This window comes from Geodermatophilus sp. SYSU D00684 (assembly GCF_054050455.1).
The window spans coordinates 83514-100041 of the sequence record NZ_JBJGZI010000008.1; the positions used below are offsets into that span (position 1 = coordinate 83514).

The window sequence follows — 16528 nt, forward strand, 5'->3', positions numbered from 1 at the left end:
CCGTGAGCGACGAGCGCGAGGTCCTGACCTACGAGCTGTTCGGCACCGCGGCGCGGGAGCTGGCCCAGCAGGTCGCCGACGACGGCTTCGAGCCCGACCTGATCCTGTCGATCGCCCGCGGCGGCCTGTTCCTCGGCGGGGCGCTGGGCTACGCGCTCGACGTCAAGAACCTGTTCGTGATGAACGTGGAGTTCTACACCGGCGTCGACGAGCGGCTGGACCTGCCGGTGGTGCTCCCGCCGACGCTGGACGCCGTCGACCTCACGGGGGCTGACGTGCTGGTGGCCGACGACGTCGCCGACACCGGCAAGACGCTGGAGCTGGTCCGCGACTTCTGCGCGGGCTACGTCTCCGACGTGCGGACGGCGGTCGTCTACGAGAAGCCGCGCTCGGTGGTCAGCTGCGACTACGTGTGGAAGCGCACCGACCGCTGGATCGACTTCCCGTGGTCGTCGCTGCCGCCGGTGCGCACGCGCAGCGACCGTCCCGCCCACTGATGCACGTCGAGCTCGAACCGCTCACCCCGGAGAACGTGCGGGCGGTGTGCGAGCTGCGCGTCGCGCCCGGCCAGGAGTCCTTCGTCGCGCCCAACGCCGTCTCGATCGCCGAGGCGTACGTGTACCCGCAGGCCTGGTGCCGCGCGGTCCGCGCGGACGGACGGCTCGTGGGTTTCGTGATGCTGTGGGACTCCGCCGAGGAGCTCGGGCACATGCTGTGGCGGCTCATGGTCGACGCCGGCGCCCAGGGGCGCGGGATCGGCCGGGAGGTGGTCGGGCAGGTGGCCGCGTACGTACGGGCGCAGGGCGTGCCGGAGCTGCGCGTGAGCGTCGTCGACGGAGAGGGCGGCCCGGAGCCCTTCTACCGCTCGCTCGGCTTCGTCCGCACCGGCGAGATGGCCGACGACGAGCCGGTCCTGGCACTGGCGCTCTGACGAGCCCGGCGGTCAGCGGCGGGTGGAGACGGTGACGGTGAACCGGCGGTCGTGCGCGGCCGCGCGGGTCGGGCCGACCAGCCGCCGCAGCGCCGCCCGGTGCGGCAGCCGGTTGTTGTAGACCGTCCACAGCTCCCCGCCGGGCCGCAGCACCCGCGCCGCGGCGGCGAACAGCCGGTCGGCGGCGGCGGTGACGACGGCGGCGCCGAGGTGGAACGGCGGGTTGCAGACGACGAGGTCCACGCTCGCGTCGGGCACGGTCGCGGCGGCGTCGTCGCGCAGGACGGGCACCCCCTCCAGCCCGGCGCGGGCGAGCGTGGCCCGCGCGGAGGCGACCGCGGCGGCCGACTGGTCGGTGGCGGTGACCGCCAGGTCCGGCCGGGAGCGGGCGAGGACGGCGGCCAGTACGCCGGTGCCGCAGCCGAGGTCGAGGGCGGTGCGCGCGTCCGGGGCGGCGCCCTCGAGCGCGGCGAGCAGCAGCCGGGTGCCCTCGTCGACCCGGGCGCCGGCGAACGCGGCGCCGTGCGCGCAGACGTCGAGGTCCAAGGCGTCGTCGTGCCGGCAGCGGGGGAAGGACGGCGCGACGCCGGGCCGCGGCCCGCGGGCGACCAGCACTCGCGACTTCTGCCGGGCGAGGGTGGCCGAGACCTCGCCGAACCCGGTGCGCAGCACGTCGTTCATGCCGAGGGTCATGTGCTTGACCCGCCCGCCGACCAGCACGGTGACGTCCGGGGCGGCGGCCGCCGCGGCGAGCTCGGTCAGCTCGCGCAGCGCGTCGAGGGCCTTGGGCGCGCGGGCCAGCACGAGCGTCGCGCCGTCGAACAGGGCGGCGTCGAGGTCCCCGGTCCGGTAGGTGCCGGCCAGCCCGGTGCGCCCGGCGTTCCGGGCCAGCGCCCGCTCGCCGACCAGCAGGTCCTGGGTCACCCGCACGTCGCGCGCCCCGGCCGCTACCGCGCCGAGGGTGAGGGCGCCGTACGCGTCGTCGACGACGACCACCCGCTGCCCGGGCAGGTCCTCCGCGGTGTCGAGCAGCAGCCGGTCGGTGGCGTCGACGGCGACCAGGTCGGGCGCCTCGACGTCGGGCTCCCGCCGCAGCTGCGCCAGGACCTCGTCGGCAGAAATGGCCATTTCTGCCGCTCGTCAGGACACCGGTGTGGCGGCGACGAAGGAGGCGACCACCCGGCCCAGCTCCGGGCCGACGTCCTCCTGGAGGAAGTGCCCGCCGCCGCGCAGGGTGGTGTGCGGCATGCCCTGGGCGCCGGGCACCAGCCGCCGGAAGACGCGGTCGCCGCCGCCGGTGATCGGGTCGGAGTCGGAGAACGCGGTGAGCAGCGGCTTCTCCCAGCGGGTGAGGACCTCCCACGCGGCCCGGTTGGCGGCCGCGGCGGGGTCGTCGGGCGCCGTCGGCACCAGGCTCGGGAAGACCCGGGCGCCGGCCTTGGACGCCTCGTCGGGGAACGGCGCGTCGTAGGCGGCGACCACCTCGGGCGGCAGGTCGGTGACCGTGCCGTTGGCGACGACCCGGCCGACGTCGAAGGCCCGCGCGGTGGCGGCGAACCGCTGCCAGGCGAGGAACGCCTCGCTCATCGGGGCGTCGCCGGTGGGCAGGCCGGTGTTGGCGACGACGAGCCGGGCGAACCGGTCGGGGTGCTCGGCCGCCAGGCGCAGGCCGATCAGCCCGCCCCAGTCCTGCCCGACGAGCGTGACGCCGACGAGGCCGAGGCCCTCGAACAGCGTCTGCCGCATCCACTCGACGTGCGCCGCGTAGCTGTAGGCGCCCGGGTCGGTGGGCTTGTCCGAGCGGCCGAAGCCGACCAGGTCGGGGGCGACCACGCGCAGGCCGGCGGCGGTGAGCTCCGGGATCACGTGCCGCCAGAGGAAGGACCAGGACGGCTCGCCGTGCAGCAGGACGACGACCTCGCCCGAGGCCGGGCCGACGTCGACCACCGCGACCCGCAGCGGCGTGCCGTCCCCGCCGTCGAAGGTGACGTACGTGGGCGGGTACGGGAAGTCCGGCAGCGCGGCGAACCGCTCCTCCGGCGTGCGGACGACGTCCATGGGACCCCCTGGGGCGAAGGAAGCTCGGCGCACGTCCCGGCGCCCAGGACGTGCGTAGAGCTTCCTATGCCTGGGACCCCAGACGCCGGGGAGGCCGACCGGGCAGCCTCCGCCGGTCGCGTGCACCGGGCAGTCCCCGTTCGGCACCGCGCCACCCCGGCGGGGCGGCGTCGTCGGGACGGCGGCAGGATCACCCGCGGACCCGGATCGACGACGCAGGGAGCGACCGTGACCGTCACCGCCCGCGAGTGGCACCTGGCCGCCCGCCCCCACGGCGAGCCCACACCCGACGACTTCCGGCTGGTCGAGGTCGAGCACCCGGACCCGGCCGAGGGCCAGGTGGTGGTGCGGATGGTCGCCATGTCGGTCGACCCCTACATGCGCGGGCGGATGCGGCTGGGCCCCTCGTACGCGGCGCCGTGGGAGGTCGGCGAGGTGATGAAGGGCGGCGCCGTCGGCCGCGTCGTCGAGTCCCGCTCCCCCGACGTGCCCGAGGGCGCGCTCGTGCTCACCGACGCCGCCTGGCGCGACGTCGCCGTCCTCGACGCCCGCCACGTCCGGCAGCTGCCGGCGACCGAGGACCTGCCGCTCACCTACTCGCTCGGCGTCCTCGGCATGCCGGGGCTGACCGCCTGGGCCGGGCTGTTCCGGGTGGCCGCCTTCCGCGAGGGCGACGCCGTGTTCGTCTCCGGCGCGGCCGGGGCGGTGGGCAGCGCGGTCGGCCAGTTCGCGAGGCTGCGCGGCGCCTCGGCGGTGGTCGGCAGCGCGGGCAGCCCGGACAAGGTGGCCTGGCTGCGCGAGATCGGCTTCACCGCCGCCTTCGACTACCACGACGGCCGGGTCAGGGACCTGCTCGCGGAGGCCGCGCCCGACGGCATCGACGTCTACTTCGACAACGTCGGCGGCGAGCACCTCGACGCCGCGCTCGGCGCGCTGCACGTGCACGGCCGGGTGGCGATCTGCGGCGCCATCTCCGGCTACAACGCCACCGAGTCGGTGCCCGGGCCGAAGAACTTCAGCTCGCTGATGATCGCCAAGCGGCTCGCGGTCACCGGGCTGCTCGTCGGCGACCACACCGACCTGCACGGCGAGTTCACCGAGACGGTGTCCGGCTGGATCCGGTCGGGGCAGCTCGCCGTCCGCGAGACCGTCTACGAGGGACTGGAGAACGCCGTCCCCGCCTTCCTCGACCTCCTCAAGGGGGCCAACACCGGCAAGATGGTCGTCCGGCTGGCGCCCGACCCGGATTGAGGCGGCACGGCACCGGGAAGGGGCCGGGGATGTGGCTGCTCCTCACCCGCCGACTGCGGGTCTGGTTCATCGTGACCGTCCTCGTCCCGCTGGGCACCGGGCTGCTCCGGCGCGCCGGGCTCGCCCTCGAGCGGCGGACCGGGCCGACCCAGCTCAGCCGCGGGCTGCTGCGGGCCGGTGACCTCGGCGACCGCGCGCGGGCGCGGCTGCGCGGCGGTGGCCGACGGCGCCGGTGACCACCGCGGCCCGGGTCCCGGCCCTCGACCACACCCCGGCGACCGCGCCCACCCGCGCGGTCGCCGTCTTCGCGCACGGCGGCACGGTGAGCAGCGTCGAGCCGCCGCGGGAGCGGGCGCTGTCGCTGGTGCGGATGCGGGCGATCCAGGAGGCGGTGTCCGGCGCCGCGGGCGGGCGGGGCGTCGAGACCTACCTGGTCCGCTACCGCGTGGCGGGCTGGAACGGGGCCGCCGCCGACGCGCACGCCGACGTCCGCTGGGCGCTGGACCGCGTGCGCGAGCGGCACGGCGACGTCCCGGTGGTGCTGGTCGGGCACTCGATGGGCGGCCGGGCGGTGCTGCGCGCGGGCGACGACCCGTCGGTCACCGCGGTCTGCGGGCTCGCGCCGTGGACGCCGCCGGGCGAGCCGGTCGGCCACCTGCGCGGCCGCACCGTCGTCCTCGCCCACGGCCGCGGCGACCGCTGGGTGCCGGCGCGGCTGTCGGCGGACTTCGCCGTGCGCGCGCACCGGGCCGGGGCGCGGGTCGCGCGGTTCACCCTGCCCGGCGGGCACGGCATGGTGCGCCGGGTCGGCCGGTGGCACGCGCTGGTCCGCGACGTCGTCCTGGCCGGGGCGGGGCTGGCCCCGTGGCGTGCCGACCTGGGGGACGCTCTGGGCGCCCCGGACGGGGAGGGGCTCGCCGTCCCGCTGTGAGGCGGGGACCGAGGACAGGGAGCGCGCGTGGAGGAAGTGCTCGCCGACGTCGTCGGCGTCATGGTCACCGTCGTCGAGGCGTGCGGGGCCGTGGTCATCTTCGCCGGCGCGCTGTGGGCCTTCGCCCGTTTCCTGTGGGTGGGGCTGCGCCGCGGCGGGACGTCGGCCTTCGTGCCGGTCCGGCTCACCCTGGGCCGGTTCCTCGCGCTGGGCCTGGAGTTCCAGCTGGCCAGCGACGTGCTGCGGACGGCGGTCGCGCCGAGCTTCCGCGAGCTGGGCCAGCTGGCCGCGGTCGCGGCGATCCGCACGGCGCTGAACTACTTCCTGTCCAAGGAGATCGCCGAGGAGCGGCGGCAGGTCGCCGAGGAGACCGGCGCGCCCGCGCCCGACCCGGCGTCGGCCGAGCACCGCGGGCGCGGGGTGTGACCTCGCTCGGCCCCGCCCCCGGGCTGCTCGCCCTCGCCGTCAGCGGGCTCGCCCTGGTCGCCGGGGCGGTGACCCTCGCGAGCACCCGGCGGCCCCGGCTCGCCCTGGCGGTGTTCCTGGACCTCCTGCTCGCGGCCGGGCTGCTGCGCCTGGCCGTCGAGCCGACCTGGTCGTCGGTGGGCACCGCGGCCGCCGTCGTGGCGCTGCGCCGGGTGATCGGCGCGGGCCTGCGGGCGGGCGGCCGGGCGCTGTCCCCGCCGGTCGTGTCACGGCCCGGCCCGGACCGCTGACCTCCGCGCCCGTGACTGCCGGGTCGGCCTCGCGCCGCGCACGGATCGGGTCCCCGGCCGCCGGGTGAGCCCGCGGCGGGCGCGGCCGCGGCCGGCGGCGCTCCCCCGGACTCCCGCCGCACGCTGCCCCCGCACTGCCCGGCCTTCTGCGCCGTGCTCACCGCCCACCACACCGGCGCGAGCCGGCCGTGACCGGCGCCTCGCCCCGGCTGGCCGGGGAGCTCGACGGGCCGGCCGCGATCGTCGAGTCGCACCTCTCCTCCGAGGAGCGCCGGATCGCGGCCGCCCTCGACCGGCTGCCGGGCACCGCCGCCGGCCTGCTCGGGGCCGGGGTCGGCCTCCCGCGCGCGGACGGCGGACCCGGTCGTCAGGAGAACAGCGCGCTGTAGCCGTTGAGCGCGGGCTGGCCGCCGAGGTGGGCGTAGAGCACCGTGGACGACGGGTCGATCTCGCGGCGGCCGACCAGGTCGAGCACCGCGGCCATCGACTTCCCCTCGTACACCGGGTCGGTGACCATGCCCTCGGTGCGGGCGGCGGTCTCCATCGCGCGGATCGTCGCCTGGTCGGGGATGCCGTACACGCCGCCGTGGAAGCGCTCGTCGAGCTCCACGTCATCGAGGGTCAGCTCCCGCTGCACGCCGATGGCGCGCGCGGTCCGCTGGGCGATGCGCAGCACCTGGTCGCGGGTCTCGGCGGGCTTGGCGGAGGCGTCGACGCCGAGCACCCGCCGCGGCCGGCCGCCCTGCTCCTCGAGCAGCGCGAACCCGGCGACCATCCCGGCCTGCGTGGACCCGGTGACCGAGCAGACGACGACGGTGTCGAAGGAGACGCCGAGCTCGGCCTCCTGCTGCGCCACCTCCAGCGCCCAGTTGGCGAAGCCGTGCCCGCCGAGCGGGTGGTCGCTGGCCCCGGCCGGGATGGCGTACGGCTTGCCGCCGCGCGCCTCGATCTCGGCGAGCGCGGCCTCCCAGCTCTCCTTGAACCCGATGCCGAAGCCGGCCCTGACCAGCCGCACGTCGGCGCCGGCGAGCCGGCTGACCAGGATGTTGCCGACCTTGTCGTAGACGGCGTCGGGCCAGTCCACCCAGCTCTCCTGCACGAGCACGCAGGACAGCCCCACGTGGGCGGCGACGGCGGCCACCTGGCGGGTGTGGTTGCTCTGCACGCCGCCGATGGAGACGAGGGTGTCGCAGCCCTGGGCGAGCGCGTCGGCGACCAGGTACTCCAGCTTGCGGGTCTTGTTGCCGCCGTAGGCGATGCCGGAGTTGCAGTCCTCCCGCTTGGCCCACACCGCGGCGCCGCCGAGGTGCGCGGTGAGCCGGTCCAGCCGGTGCACCGGCGAGGAGCCGAACAGCAGCGGGGTGCGGGGGAAGTCAGCGAGGCTCGTCATCGGTCTCCTCCAGTTCGGACAGCAGCGCGGTCCAGATCTCGGTCGTGGTGGCGACGGCGGCGTCGGCGTCGGCGGCCGCCCAGGCGGCGATCAGGCGGTCGTGCAGGGCGACGGACCCGCGGCCGTGCGCCGCGGCGAACCGGGCCCGCTCCAGGCGGCGGATGGCGGGGGTGAGCCGCTCGACGGTCGCGGTCAGCGCGGTGTTGCCGGCCCGGTCGAGCAGCACGCCGTGCAGCTCGTCGTCGGCGGCGAGCGCCGCGTCGAGGTCGCCGGCGTCCACGGCGGCGGCGAAGCGCTCGTTGGCCGCGCGCATCGCGGCGACGTCGTCGCCGGTCACCCGGCCGGTGGCCTCCCGGGCGGCGAGCTCGTGCATCGCCCGGACGACGACGGCGGCGTCGCGCACCTGCCGGGGCCGCAGCGGGGTGACCCGCGTGTGGCTCTGCGGCTTGGCCTCGACGAGTCCCTCGTCGACCAGCTTGGCCAGCGCGGCGCGGACCGGCGCCACCGACAGGCCGAGGCGGGTGGCCAGTTCGGTGTCCTTGACGACGGCGCCGGGTGCCAGGTCACCGCTGACGATCGCCGACCGGATGCGGGCCAGCGCCTGGTCGCGGAGCAGCACGCGGCCGACGGGGACGAGCGGGGCGGCCACAACTGACATCTCAGATGTCAGACGCTCCGGCGTCAACCCCCTCCGGGGCACGACAGGCGGGAAACCGGCGCTCCGTGGCAGGCGTGGGCCTCGTCGGGGCGGGGCCCGCCGTCCACGATCACCGGCATGGACTGGAGCACCGCCCCCGCCGACGCCGCCGCGCACTTCGCCCGCCGGCTGGCCGTGGAGACCGACGTGTCCGACGTGCACGCCGCGCTGGAGTCCGGCGAGCCGGGTTTCGTGCTGCTCGACAGCCGCAGCCGGGAGGCGTGGGACCAGGGGCACGTGCCCGGCGCGGTGCACCTGCCCGGCCGGGAGGTCACGGCGCGCGCGGAGACCGAGCTGGACCGGTCCGTCCCGGTGGTGACCTACTGCTGGGGCCCGGGCTGCAACGGGGCCACCCGCGCGGCGCTGGCGCTGGCCCTGCTCGGCTTCCGGGTGCGGGAGATGATCGGCGGCTTCGAGTACTGGGCGCGGGAGGGCCTGCCGGTGGCGACCGCGGACGGCCTCACCCGCCCGGACGTCGACCCGCTGACCGCGCCGGTCAGCTGCGGGTGCTGAGGTCGGGGACGTCGTCGTCGGCCAGGCGGGCCCACAGCAGCTCGTCGTGCTTGACGCCGTCGCCGTAGCGGAAGGAGCGGCGCAGCCGGCCCTCGAAGGTGAAGCCGGCCTTGTCCGCCACGCGGCCCGAGGCGGGGTTCTCCACGGCGTGCACGAGCTCGACCCGGTCGACCGGCAGCGCGGCGAAACCCCAGCGCAGCGCGGCGTCGACGGCGCGCGGCGCCACCCCGCGGCCGCGCGCGGCGGGCACCGTCCAGTAGCCGACCTCGGCGTCGCCCTGGTCCAGGTCGATGGAGTGCAGGTTCACCGAGCCGAGCAGCTCACCGCCGGCGGCGTCGACGACGGCCCAGGCGGCGATCCGCCCGCTGCTCCAGTCGGCGCGGCGGGCCACCCAGATCCGCGCGTCCTCGAGCGTGGCCACCCGGCCCGGGTTGCTCCACACGGTCGTGGCCGGGTCGGTGAGGGCGGCGTGGACGGCCCCGGCGTCGCCGGCCCGCCACGGGCGCAGCCGCAGCGGGCCGGCGGGCACCTCGACGGGGGCGGGGACGACATCGGTCACGCCCCCGATCGTGCCGGAGGGCTCAGTCCTCCCCGGAGCCCGGCTCGGCCATCTTCCGGTTGAGCTTGGCCGCCACGTTGCCCGGCGTGATCGCCGACAGCCGGCCCATCGCCTTGCTGGCCAGCGACCCGGCGAACACCGACGCCTCGCCCTTCATCAGGCCCTCGAAGCCCTGCCGGGCGACCTGCGCCGGGTCGTCCTTGGCGTCGGTGGCGCCCAGCCGGGTGTCGGTGAGGTCGCCGCGGTCGAAGAACTCGGTGTCGGTGGGCCCGGGCAGCAGGGCGGTCACGCTGACGCCGCGGTCGGACAGCTCCTCGCGCAGCGACAGGGCCAGGTGCTGGGTGAACGCCTTGCTCGCGCCGTAGACGGCCTGGAAGGGCTGGGGTGCCTGCGAGGCCACCGACGAGGTGATGAGGATCCGGCCCTCGCCGCGGGCGGCCATGTCCTGCGCGACGGCCTTGCCGACGTGCACGGTCGAGCCGCAGTTGAGCGCGACGATCTCCAGCTCACGCGCCAGGTCGGTGTCGGTGAACGCCCCGCCGACGCCGACGCCGGCGTTCAGCGCGGCGGCGTCCAGCGGCCGCCCGGAGCCGCGGACGGCCGCCACCAGCAGCTCGCAGCCCTCGTACCGCGACAGGTCGGCGCGGACCGGCGAGACGTGCGCGCCCATCCCCCGCAGCGTCTCGGCGGCGGCGTCCAGCTCGTCGTCCTCGGCCGCGATCACCAGGTCGAAGCCGTTCTCGGCGAACTGCTTGGCCAGCTCCAGGCCGATGCCGCTGGAGGCGCCGGTGACGAGGGCGAGGGGGCGGTCGGTGGGCAGGGTCACGGGGGCTCCCGGGGTCGGTCGCGGGCTGCGGTCGCCCCGGTCATGCCCGATCCGGCGGGGGCCGACCCATCCGCTCAGACCGCGGCGGAGACCCCGATCCCGCCGCGGGTGTCGCCGCCGTGGCGGGCGATCTCCGCGTCGAGGTCCAGTGGGCGGATCGTCATGGCCTGCGCGCGGACGTCGTCGGTGATCCGGTCGGCCGGGAGCAGCCAGGAGACCTCGAACTCCAGGCCGTCGGGGTCCTGGGCGTAGAGGGCCTTGGTGGTGGCGTGGTCGGAGGCGCCGACGAGCGCCCCGGCGGCGGCCAGCGCGTCGCGGACCCGGGCCAGCTCGGCGAGGGTGTCCACCTCCCAGGCCAGGTGGTACAGCCCGACGGTCGCGCGGCCGGCCTGCGACGGGCCGGCGCCGGCGCCGGCGGCGAACAGGCCGAGGTCGTGGTCGTTGGTCGACCCCTCGGCCTGCAGGAACACCGCCCGGCCGGGGATCTCCGCCTTCACCCGGAAACCGAGCACGTCGCGGTAGAAGGCGGTGCTGCGCTCGACGTCGCGGACGTAGAGGACGGCGTGGTTGAGGCGCTGGACCGGCATCGCGGGCTCCTGGTGCGGGGAGGACCTGGGCACCTCCGCGGAGGTGCACGTCCAGTGTGCGCGCGGGTCGATGAACGTTCAAGCAGTTGCCCGGCGGGGCGACGGGGTAGAGGGCCCGCCATGGACCACTCACACGCACCCGTCCTCGAGGCCCTGCAGGAGTTCCGCCGTCGCGGCGACGTCGTCTACGGCCCGCCCGGGCACAAGCAGGGCCGCGGCGTGGACCCGCGGGTGCTGGAGGTCGTCGGCGCCGACGTCTTCCGCAGCGACGTCCTGTCGCTCAACGGGCTCGACGACCGGCGCGAGTCGCAGGGCGTGGTCACCCGGGCCGAGGACCTCATGGCCGACGCCGTCGACGCCGACCGGGCCTTCCTCTCCACCTGCGGCAGCTCGCTGTCGGTCAAGAGCGCGATGATCTCCGTGGCCGGGCCGGGCGAGACCATGCTGGTCAGCCGCAACGCGCACAAGTCGGTGATCGCGGGGCTGATCATCAGCGGCATCCGGCCGGTCTGGGTGCACCCGCACCTCGACGCCGAGCGGCAGCTGGCCCACCCGCCGGAGCCCGAGGACGTCCGGCGCGCGCTCGACGCCCACCCCGAGGCCAAGGGCATGCTGCTGATCACCCCGACCGACTGGGGCACCTGCGCCGACATCGCTGGCGTCGCCGAGGTGCTGCACGGGCGCGACCTGCCGCTGATCGTGGACGAGGCCTGGGGCGCCCACCTGCCCTTCCACCCCGACCTGCCGGCCTGGGGCATGGACGCCGGCGCCGACGTCGTCGTCACGAGCGTGCACAAGATGGGCGGGGCGGTCGAGCAGTCCTCGGTCTTCCACCTCCGCGGCGACCGGGTGGACCCGGACGTGCTGGAGCAGCGCGGGGACCTGCTGGGGACGACGAGCTCCTCGGCGCTGGTCTACCTGACCCTCGACGGCTGGCGGCGGCAGATGGTCGAGCACGGCCGCGAGCTGCTGGGCGCGGCGATCGAGCGGGCCGGCCGGGTCGCCGAGCGGATCCGGGAGCTGCCCGGGATGCGGTTGATGGGCCGCGAGGTGGTCGGCCCCGGGATGGCCTACGACCTCGACCCGCTGGTGCTCACGATCGACGTCCGGGAGCTGGGGATCACCGGCTACCAGGCCGGGGACCGGCTGCGCGCCGAGCGGCACGTCGACGTCGGCTCCGCCGACGCCTGCCGGATCAGCGCCCGCCTCACCCACGCCGACGACGACGAGACCGAGCGGACGCTGGTCGAGGCGCTGCGCGCGCTGGCCGACGGCGCGGCGTCGATGGAGCGCCCGCCGCGGGTGGAGCTGCCCGAGCCGCGCGCCCTGGAGCTGGAGAACGCGATGACCCCGCGGGACGCCTTCTTCGGCCGCGTCGGGCAGGTGCCGATCGCGGAGGCGGCCGGCCGCGTCGTCGCCGAGCTGGTCAGCCCCTACCCGCCGGGCGTGCCGGTGCTCGCGCCGGGCGAGCGGGTCAGCCAGGAGGCGCTGGACTACCTGACCAGCGGGGTCGAGGCCGGGATGCTCGTGCCGGACGCGGCCGACCCGACGATGAAGAGCCTGCGGGTCGTCATCGAGTGACGGTCACGGTCGCGGTCGACGACGCCCTGCGCCCGCTGCTGCCGGCGCGGGACCGGGCGTCGTGCCGGCGGGTGCTCGCCGCCGACCCGGACGCGACCGCGGGCCACCTGGTGCAGGCCACCGGCGTCCCGCTGACCGAGGTGGGCGAGCTGCTGGTCGACGGCGTCCCCCGGCCCCGGGACGCCCGGCCGCCGCCCGGCGCGACCGTCGTCGTCCGGCCGGCGCCGCGGCCCCAGCCGGTGCCGCCCGGCGGCTTCCTGCTCGACGTCGGGCTGGGCGCCCTGGCCCGGCGGATGCGGCTGCTGGGCCTGGACGCCGCCTGGTCGCCGGAGGCCCGCGCCCCCGACGCCGACGACGCCGAGCTGGTCGCGGCCGCGGTCGCCGAGGACCGGGTGCTGCTCACCCAGGACCGCGGGTTGCTCATGCGCCGCGCGCTGCCCGCGGGCGCGTGGGTGCGCGGCGCGGCACCGGACGAGCAGCTCGCCGACGTCCTCGACCGCTTCCGCCCGCCGCTGGCGCCGCTCACCCGCTGCCCGGCCTGCAACGGCGTGCCGGTCGCCGTCGACGCCGCCGAGGTGGCCGGGGAGCTGGAGCCGGGCACCCGGCGGACCGCGACCGACTTCTCCCGCTGCCCGCGCTGCGGCCGCGTCTACTGGCGCGGGGCGCACGCCCGCCGGATCGACGCCCTCGTCGAGCGCGCGCGGCGGCTCACCGCCGGGTGACCCGGCACAGCCTCACCTCGGCCCGCGGGGGCCACGTCCTGGCCCCACCGTGACACCCCGGGCGGGCAGTGCGAGGGGGCAGGAACCCCCTCCCGTCCCCTGTGAGGCCCCCGTGTACCTGTCGAAGACCGAGGCCGCCGTCCTGCCGACGACGCTCGTCGGCACCCCGAAGACGCCCCCACCGGCCGCCACCGGGCGACGGCGGGTCTGGCCGCTGCTCGGCCCGGCCTTCGTCGCCGCCGTCGCCTACGTCGACCCCGGCAACTTCGCCACCAACTTCTCCGGCGGCGCCTCGTTCGGCTACACGCTGCTGTGGGTGATCGTCGCGGCCAACCTCATGGCGATGCTCATCCAGAGCCTCACCGCCAAGCTGGGCCTGGCCACCGGCCGCGACCTCGCCACCAACTGCCGCGAGCGGCTGCCCCGGCCGGTCACCCGGGGGCTGTGGCTGCAGGCCGAGGCGGTCGCCATCGCCACCGACCTGGCCGAGATCGTCGGCGGCGCGGTCGCGCTGAACCTGCTGTTCGGGGTGCCGCTGCCGATCGGCGGGGTGATCACCGCCGTCGTCGCCTTCGTCCTGCTCGGCGCCCAGTCGCGGGGGCACCGGCCGTTCGAGCGGGTCATCACCGGGCTGCTGCTGGTGATCGGGCTGGGCTTCGGCTACACGCTGGTCGGGTCGGGGGTCGACGTCGGCGGGCTGGCCGGCGGCATGGTGCCCTCCTTCGACGGCCAGGAGAGCCTGGTGCTGGCCACGGGCATCCTCGGTGCCACGGTCATGCCGCACGTCATCTACGTGCACTCCGCGCTGACGCCGGGCCGCTACGGCGACGTCGTCACCGCGGGGCGGACCGACCAGGGACGGCGCCGGCTGCTGCGGGCCCAGCGGATCGACGTCCTGGTCGCGATGGGGCTGGCCGGACTGGTCAACGCGGCGATGCTGGTGATCGCCGCGCAGCTGTTCACCGCCGACGACGGCATCGCGTCGCTGGAGAGCGTGCACGCGGGCCTCGGCGACCAGCTCGGCACCGGCGCGGCACTGGCCTTCGCCGTCGCGCTGCTGGCCAGCGGGTTCGCCTCCTCCTCGGTGGGCACCCACGCCGGCCAGGTCGTGATGGCCGGGTTCCTCAAGCGGCACGTCCCGGTGCTGGTCCGCCGGCTGGTCACCCTGGCCCCGGCGCTCGCGGTGCTCGTCCTCGGCGGCGACCCGACGACGGCGCTGGTCTGGTCGCAGGTCGTGCTCAGCTTCGGCATCCCGTTCGCGCTGGTGCCGCTGCTGTGGCTGACCAGCCGCCGCGACCTCATGGGCGGCTGGGTGAACCGGCGGGTGACCACGGTGGCGGGCTCGGTCGTCGCGCTGCTGATCATCGGCCTCAACGCCCACCTGCTGGTGGGCCTGGTCCTCTGACCGGCCGCGATCCTCAGGCGGGTTCGGGGACGCCGCCGGGGTCACCGCCGGGGTCGTCCGGCGTCGGCTCGACCGGCGCCGGCGGCAGGGGTTCCGGCGCGTCGGGGAGCAGCTCGCCCGGGTCGTCGGGGACCGGCTCGGTCGGGTCGAGGGGCGGGTCCGGCTCGGGGATGGGCGCGACCATCCCCCGAGTCAACCAGCGGGTCCCCGTTCCGCGCGACGGGCGGCGGCGAGGTCGGCGGTGGCCCGGACGTCGTCGGCCCTCCTGCGGTGCCCCGGGTGGTCCTGCGGTGCTGCGACACCGCAAGAGCGGCGGGAACACCGCAAGAGCACCCCTCGCCGTCCGGGCACGAACGGATCTCGATCGCGCCTCGCCCGCCCTCGTGGCCGGTCGGCGGGGACACGGTCGTACCCCCGAGGAGGTGCCCGTGCCGCGACGCGTCGACCACGACGAACGGCGGCGGCGCCTCACCGCCGCGCTGCTGCGCATCGCCGGCACCCGCGGGCTGTAGGCGGTGGCGAACCGGCGCTCACCAACGGCCTGGTCAGCAGCGTGCTCGGGCAGCAGCGCGACGTCGAGGACGCCCTGACCGTGGTCGGCCACCGGCTGGACCGGCTCTTCGGCCCGCGCGACGGCGGCTGATCAGGCGACCGCCACGCCCAGCACGTGCGGGCTCGCCGGCACGCGGATGCGCGCGGGCGGGAAGTCGAAGCGCCGCGCCCGCCGCACGGTGAAGCCCGCGCGCTCGATGTCGGCCACCTGGTCGGTGGCGGTGTGGCAGCCCCCGGCGAACAGCGGCCAGACGGTGGCGTCGACCAGGCGCTGCACCCGCCGCAGCCGCTGGTCCTCGGCGACGGTGTGCTCGAGGAACCGCAGCTCCCCGCCGGGGCCCAGCACCCGGCGCAGCTCGGCGAGCGCCGTCGCCCGGTCCTGGATGCTGCACAGGACCAGGCAGAGCACGGCGGCGTCGGCGGCGCCGTCGGGCAGCGGCAGCGCGTCGGCCGTGCCGGCGTGCACCTCGACGGGGACCGCGGCGGTCGCCGCCTCCCGCTCGGCGGCGGCCCGCAGCCGCGGCTCGGGCTCGACGGCGACGACGCGGGTGACCGCCGACGGGTAGTGGCGGAAGTTCAGCCCGTTGCCGCAGCCGACCTCGACGACCACGCCGGTCAGCCCGCCGAGCAGCTCGCGGCGGAGGTCGGCCATGCCGGCGCCCTCGAGGCGCCGGCTCAGCCGGTCGTAGCAGCGGCTGAAGACGGGGTGGGGGCGGTCGGTCGCCATGCGGCACGGTCCCGGCACCGCCGGGACCGCGTCAAGCGGGCAGGCGGGTCGACCAGGTGGACAGCCCGCCCGCGGGCCGGAAGCCGAGCGCCTCGTTGACCGCGACCATCGGCCGGTTGGTGTCGGAGTTGTAGGTGCTGATCCGCCGCACCTGCGGCAGCGTCGCGGCGAGCTCGCGGAGGACCGCCACCTTGACGCGGGCGCCGAGGCGGTGCCCGCGGTGCTCGCGCAGCACCAGCGTGCCGCCCTGGTGGGCCCGCTCCGGCTGCGCGAGGGGGACGTGCAGGTCGGTGAAGGCGACCAGCCGGCCGTTCCGCAGCGCACCGGCCGACAGGACGGTGCGGCCGCGGTCCAGGACGACGGTCTCCTGCTCGCGGACCCGGGCGGCGTCCCACTGCTCCTCGCCGACCGGCACGTCCCCGCTCGGCGCGTCCGTCGACATCCGGCGGCCGAGCAGCGCCCGGTCCTCGAGCAGCTCGTCCGGCGTCCGGTCCCGCCAGGTGCGCACCTCGTAGCCCGCGCTCGCGGCGGCCGCCTCGGCCTCCAGGGCCACCAGCCGGTCCTCGTCCACGGGCAGCAGCAGGTCCCGGCGGGTCTCCTGCAGACCACAGACCCACCCGTGCGCCCGCGCGAAGGCGCGGCCGGCCGTGCCCGGCCCGGGCTCGTCGACCTCGGCCACCAGCGACGAGCGCCCGGCCGCCGCGGCCAGCCGCGTCCCCTCCGCCAGCAGCGCGGTGCCGATGCCGCGCCGGCGGGCGGCGGGGTGCACGGCGACGTCGACGTGCGCCACCGCGGTGTTGTCGCGCACCGGCAGCAGCAGGCGCAGGGCGCCGACGACGGCCCCGTCGGCGACCGCGGCCCGGTGGGTGCCCGACATCGCGCCGCCCGGGGTGGTCAGCCGCCGCGCCAGCGCGACGTGGTCGCTCGCCGGGCGCGGGGCCTCGCCGGGACGGTCGGCGCGCTGGGCCGCCGCCCACACCGCGCACCAGGCGGCGAACCGGGCGTCGTCCGGGCCGGTCCGCACGATCTCCACCCGTCCGTCGTACCGCCCGCCGCAACGGGATCCCGGCGGACGGCGGGGC

The 16528-nt window shown here is 76.8% G+C and carries 22 protein-coding genes; 12 read left to right on the plus strand and 10 right to left on the minus strand.

Annotation, left to right across the window (positions count from 1 at the left end; all coding sequences use genetic code 11):
* The first annotated feature begins 2 nt into the window (after window positions 1-2).
* Together ACI79L_RS07585 and ACI79L_RS07590 are read left to right on the plus strand one after the other, a co-directional pair.
* The gene (locus ACI79L_RS07585; protein WP_456936188.1) at window positions 3-497 is read left to right on the plus strand and encodes a phosphoribosyltransferase; all 495 of its coding nucleotides are present in this window, start codon (window positions 3-5) and stop codon (window positions 495-497) included.
* Entirely contained in the window at window positions 497-931 is a 435-nt protein-coding gene (locus ACI79L_RS07590) for a GNAT family N-acetyltransferase (RefSeq protein WP_456936189.1), read from the plus strand. Before ACI79L_RS07585 ends, ACI79L_RS07590 begins: the two co-directional genes overlap by 1 nt.
* A 12-nt stretch (window positions 932-943) precedes the next feature.
* Here ACI79L_RS07590 and ACI79L_RS07595 read toward each other — a convergent pair whose 3' ends face one another.
* A complete protein-coding gene (locus ACI79L_RS07595) occupies window positions 944-2059 on the minus strand; it encodes a class I SAM-dependent methyltransferase (protein ID WP_456936190.1) in 1116 nt (371 codons plus the stop codon).
* A 12-nt stretch (window positions 2060-2071) separates the two neighbouring features.
* Window positions 2072-2989, minus strand: a complete 918-nt coding sequence (locus tag ACI79L_RS07600) for a haloalkane dehalogenase (RefSeq protein ID WP_456936191.1) — start codon at window positions 2987-2989, stop codon at window positions 2072-2074.
* A gap of 228 nt (window positions 2990-3217) precedes the next feature.
* Between ACI79L_RS07600 and ACI79L_RS07605 the strand changes: the two genes are divergently transcribed.
* From ACI79L_RS07605 to ACI79L_RS07630, 6 genes are all read left to right on the plus strand, one after another.
* On the plus strand, window positions 3218-4240 hold the full coding sequence (locus ACI79L_RS07605; protein ID WP_456936192.1) for an NADP-dependent oxidoreductase: 1023 nt from the start codon (window positions 3218-3220) through the stop codon (window positions 4238-4240).
* 29 nt (window positions 4241-4269) lie between these two features.
* Window positions 4270-4476 carry a hypothetical protein gene (locus tag ACI79L_RS07610; protein ID WP_387991279.1) on the plus strand — a complete coding sequence of 69 codons (207 nt, stop codon included), beginning with the start codon at window positions 4270-4272 and terminating at the stop codon, window positions 4474-4476.
* Window positions 4473-5171 carry a serine aminopeptidase domain-containing protein gene (locus tag ACI79L_RS07615; RefSeq protein WP_456936193.1) on the plus strand — a complete coding sequence of 233 codons (699 nt, stop codon included), beginning with the start codon at window positions 4473-4475 and terminating at the stop codon, window positions 5169-5171. Before ACI79L_RS07610 ends, ACI79L_RS07615 begins: the two co-directional genes overlap by 4 nt.
* A 27-nt stretch (window positions 5172-5198) precedes the next feature.
* A complete protein-coding gene (locus tag ACI79L_RS07620) occupies window positions 5199-5597 on the plus strand; it encodes a DUF1622 domain-containing protein (RefSeq protein WP_456930389.1) in 399 nt (132 codons plus the stop codon).
* Window positions 5594-5887 carry a DUF1622 domain-containing protein gene (locus ACI79L_RS07625; protein WP_456936194.1) on the plus strand — a complete coding sequence of 98 codons (294 nt, stop codon included), beginning with the start codon at window positions 5594-5596 and terminating at the stop codon, window positions 5885-5887. Before ACI79L_RS07620 ends, ACI79L_RS07625 begins: the two co-directional genes overlap by 4 nt.
* A gap of 188 nt (window positions 5888-6075) precedes the next feature.
* Window positions 6076-6276 (plus strand): hypothetical protein, encoded by a 201-nt coding sequence (locus tag ACI79L_RS07630; protein WP_456936195.1) that lies wholly within the window; start codon window positions 6076-6078, stop codon window positions 6274-6276.
* On the opposite strand, the gene ACI79L_RS07635 is transcribed toward ACI79L_RS07630, so the two are convergent.
* Window positions 6255-7277, minus strand: coding sequence for a 1-aminocyclopropane-1-carboxylate deaminase (locus ACI79L_RS07635; protein ID WP_456936196.1), 1023 nt, complete (start codon window positions 7275-7277; stop codon window positions 6255-6257). The genes ACI79L_RS07630 and ACI79L_RS07635 overlap by 22 nt on opposite strands.
* Window positions 7261-7926: a GntR family transcriptional regulator gene (locus ACI79L_RS07640; RefSeq protein ID WP_456936197.1), complete on the minus strand. Its 666-nt coding sequence runs from the start codon at window positions 7924-7926 to the stop codon at window positions 7261-7263. The genes ACI79L_RS07635 and ACI79L_RS07640 overlap by 17 nt, the downstream gene beginning before the upstream one ends.
* A gap of 126 nt (window positions 7927-8052) precedes the next feature.
* Between ACI79L_RS07640 and ACI79L_RS07645 the strand changes: the two genes are divergently transcribed.
* Window positions 8053-8487, plus strand: coding sequence for a rhodanese-like domain-containing protein (locus ACI79L_RS07645; RefSeq protein ID WP_456936198.1), 435 nt, complete (start codon window positions 8053-8055; stop codon window positions 8485-8487).
* Here ACI79L_RS07645 and ACI79L_RS07650 read toward each other — a convergent pair.
* From ACI79L_RS07650 to ACI79L_RS07660, 3 genes are all read right to left on the minus strand, one after another.
* The gene (locus ACI79L_RS07650) at window positions 8471-9046 is read right to left on the minus strand and encodes a GNAT family N-acetyltransferase (RefSeq protein WP_456936199.1); all 576 of its coding nucleotides are present in this window, start codon (window positions 9044-9046) and stop codon (window positions 8471-8473) included. The genes ACI79L_RS07645 and ACI79L_RS07650 overlap by 17 nt on opposite strands.
* 22 nt (window positions 9047-9068) lie before the next feature.
* On the minus strand, window positions 9069-9872 hold the full coding sequence (locus tag ACI79L_RS07655) for an SDR family NAD(P)-dependent oxidoreductase (RefSeq protein ID WP_456936200.1): 804 nt from the start codon (window positions 9870-9872) through the stop codon (window positions 9069-9071).
* A 74-nt stretch (window positions 9873-9946) separates the two neighbouring features.
* Complete coding sequence (locus ACI79L_RS07660; RefSeq protein ID WP_456936201.1) at window positions 9947-10459, minus strand: VOC family protein; 513 nt, start codon at window positions 10457-10459, stop codon at window positions 9947-9949.
* A gap of 120 nt (window positions 10460-10579) precedes the next feature.
* On the opposite strand from ACI79L_RS07660, the gene ACI79L_RS07665 reads away from it, so the two are divergent.
* From ACI79L_RS07665 to ACI79L_RS07675, 3 genes are all read left to right on the plus strand, one after another.
* Window positions 10580-12040 (plus strand): aminotransferase class I/II-fold pyridoxal phosphate-dependent enzyme, encoded by a 1461-nt coding sequence (locus ACI79L_RS07665; protein WP_456936202.1) that lies wholly within the window; start codon window positions 10580-10582, stop codon window positions 12038-12040.
* The gene (locus ACI79L_RS07670; RefSeq protein WP_456936203.1) at window positions 12037-12762 is read left to right on the plus strand and encodes a Mut7-C RNAse domain-containing protein; all 726 of its coding nucleotides are present in this window, start codon (window positions 12037-12039) and stop codon (window positions 12760-12762) included. The genes ACI79L_RS07665 and ACI79L_RS07670 overlap by 4 nt, the downstream gene beginning before the upstream one ends.
* Before the next feature lie 112 nt (window positions 12763-12874).
* Window positions 12875-14167 (plus strand): Nramp family divalent metal transporter, encoded by a 1293-nt coding sequence (locus ACI79L_RS07675; protein ID WP_456936204.1) that lies wholly within the window; start codon window positions 12875-12877, stop codon window positions 14165-14167.
* A gap of 13 nt (window positions 14168-14180) precedes the next feature.
* On the opposite strand, the gene ACI79L_RS07680 is transcribed toward ACI79L_RS07675, so the two are convergent.
* The 3 genes from ACI79L_RS07680 to ACI79L_RS07690 form a co-directional block, all read right to left on the minus strand.
* The gene (locus tag ACI79L_RS07680; protein ID WP_456936205.1) at window positions 14181-14351 is read right to left on the minus strand and encodes a hypothetical protein; all 171 of its coding nucleotides are present in this window, start codon (window positions 14349-14351) and stop codon (window positions 14181-14183) included.
* A gap of 459 nt (window positions 14352-14810) precedes the next feature.
* Entirely contained in the window at window positions 14811-15446 is a 636-nt protein-coding gene (locus tag ACI79L_RS07685) for a class I SAM-dependent methyltransferase (RefSeq protein WP_456936206.1), read from the minus strand.
* A gap of 31 nt (window positions 15447-15477) precedes the next feature.
* Entirely contained in the window at window positions 15478-16479 is a 1002-nt protein-coding gene (locus tag ACI79L_RS07690; RefSeq protein WP_456936207.1) for a GNAT family N-acetyltransferase, read from the minus strand.
* Window positions 16480-16528: the final 49 nt, after the last annotated feature.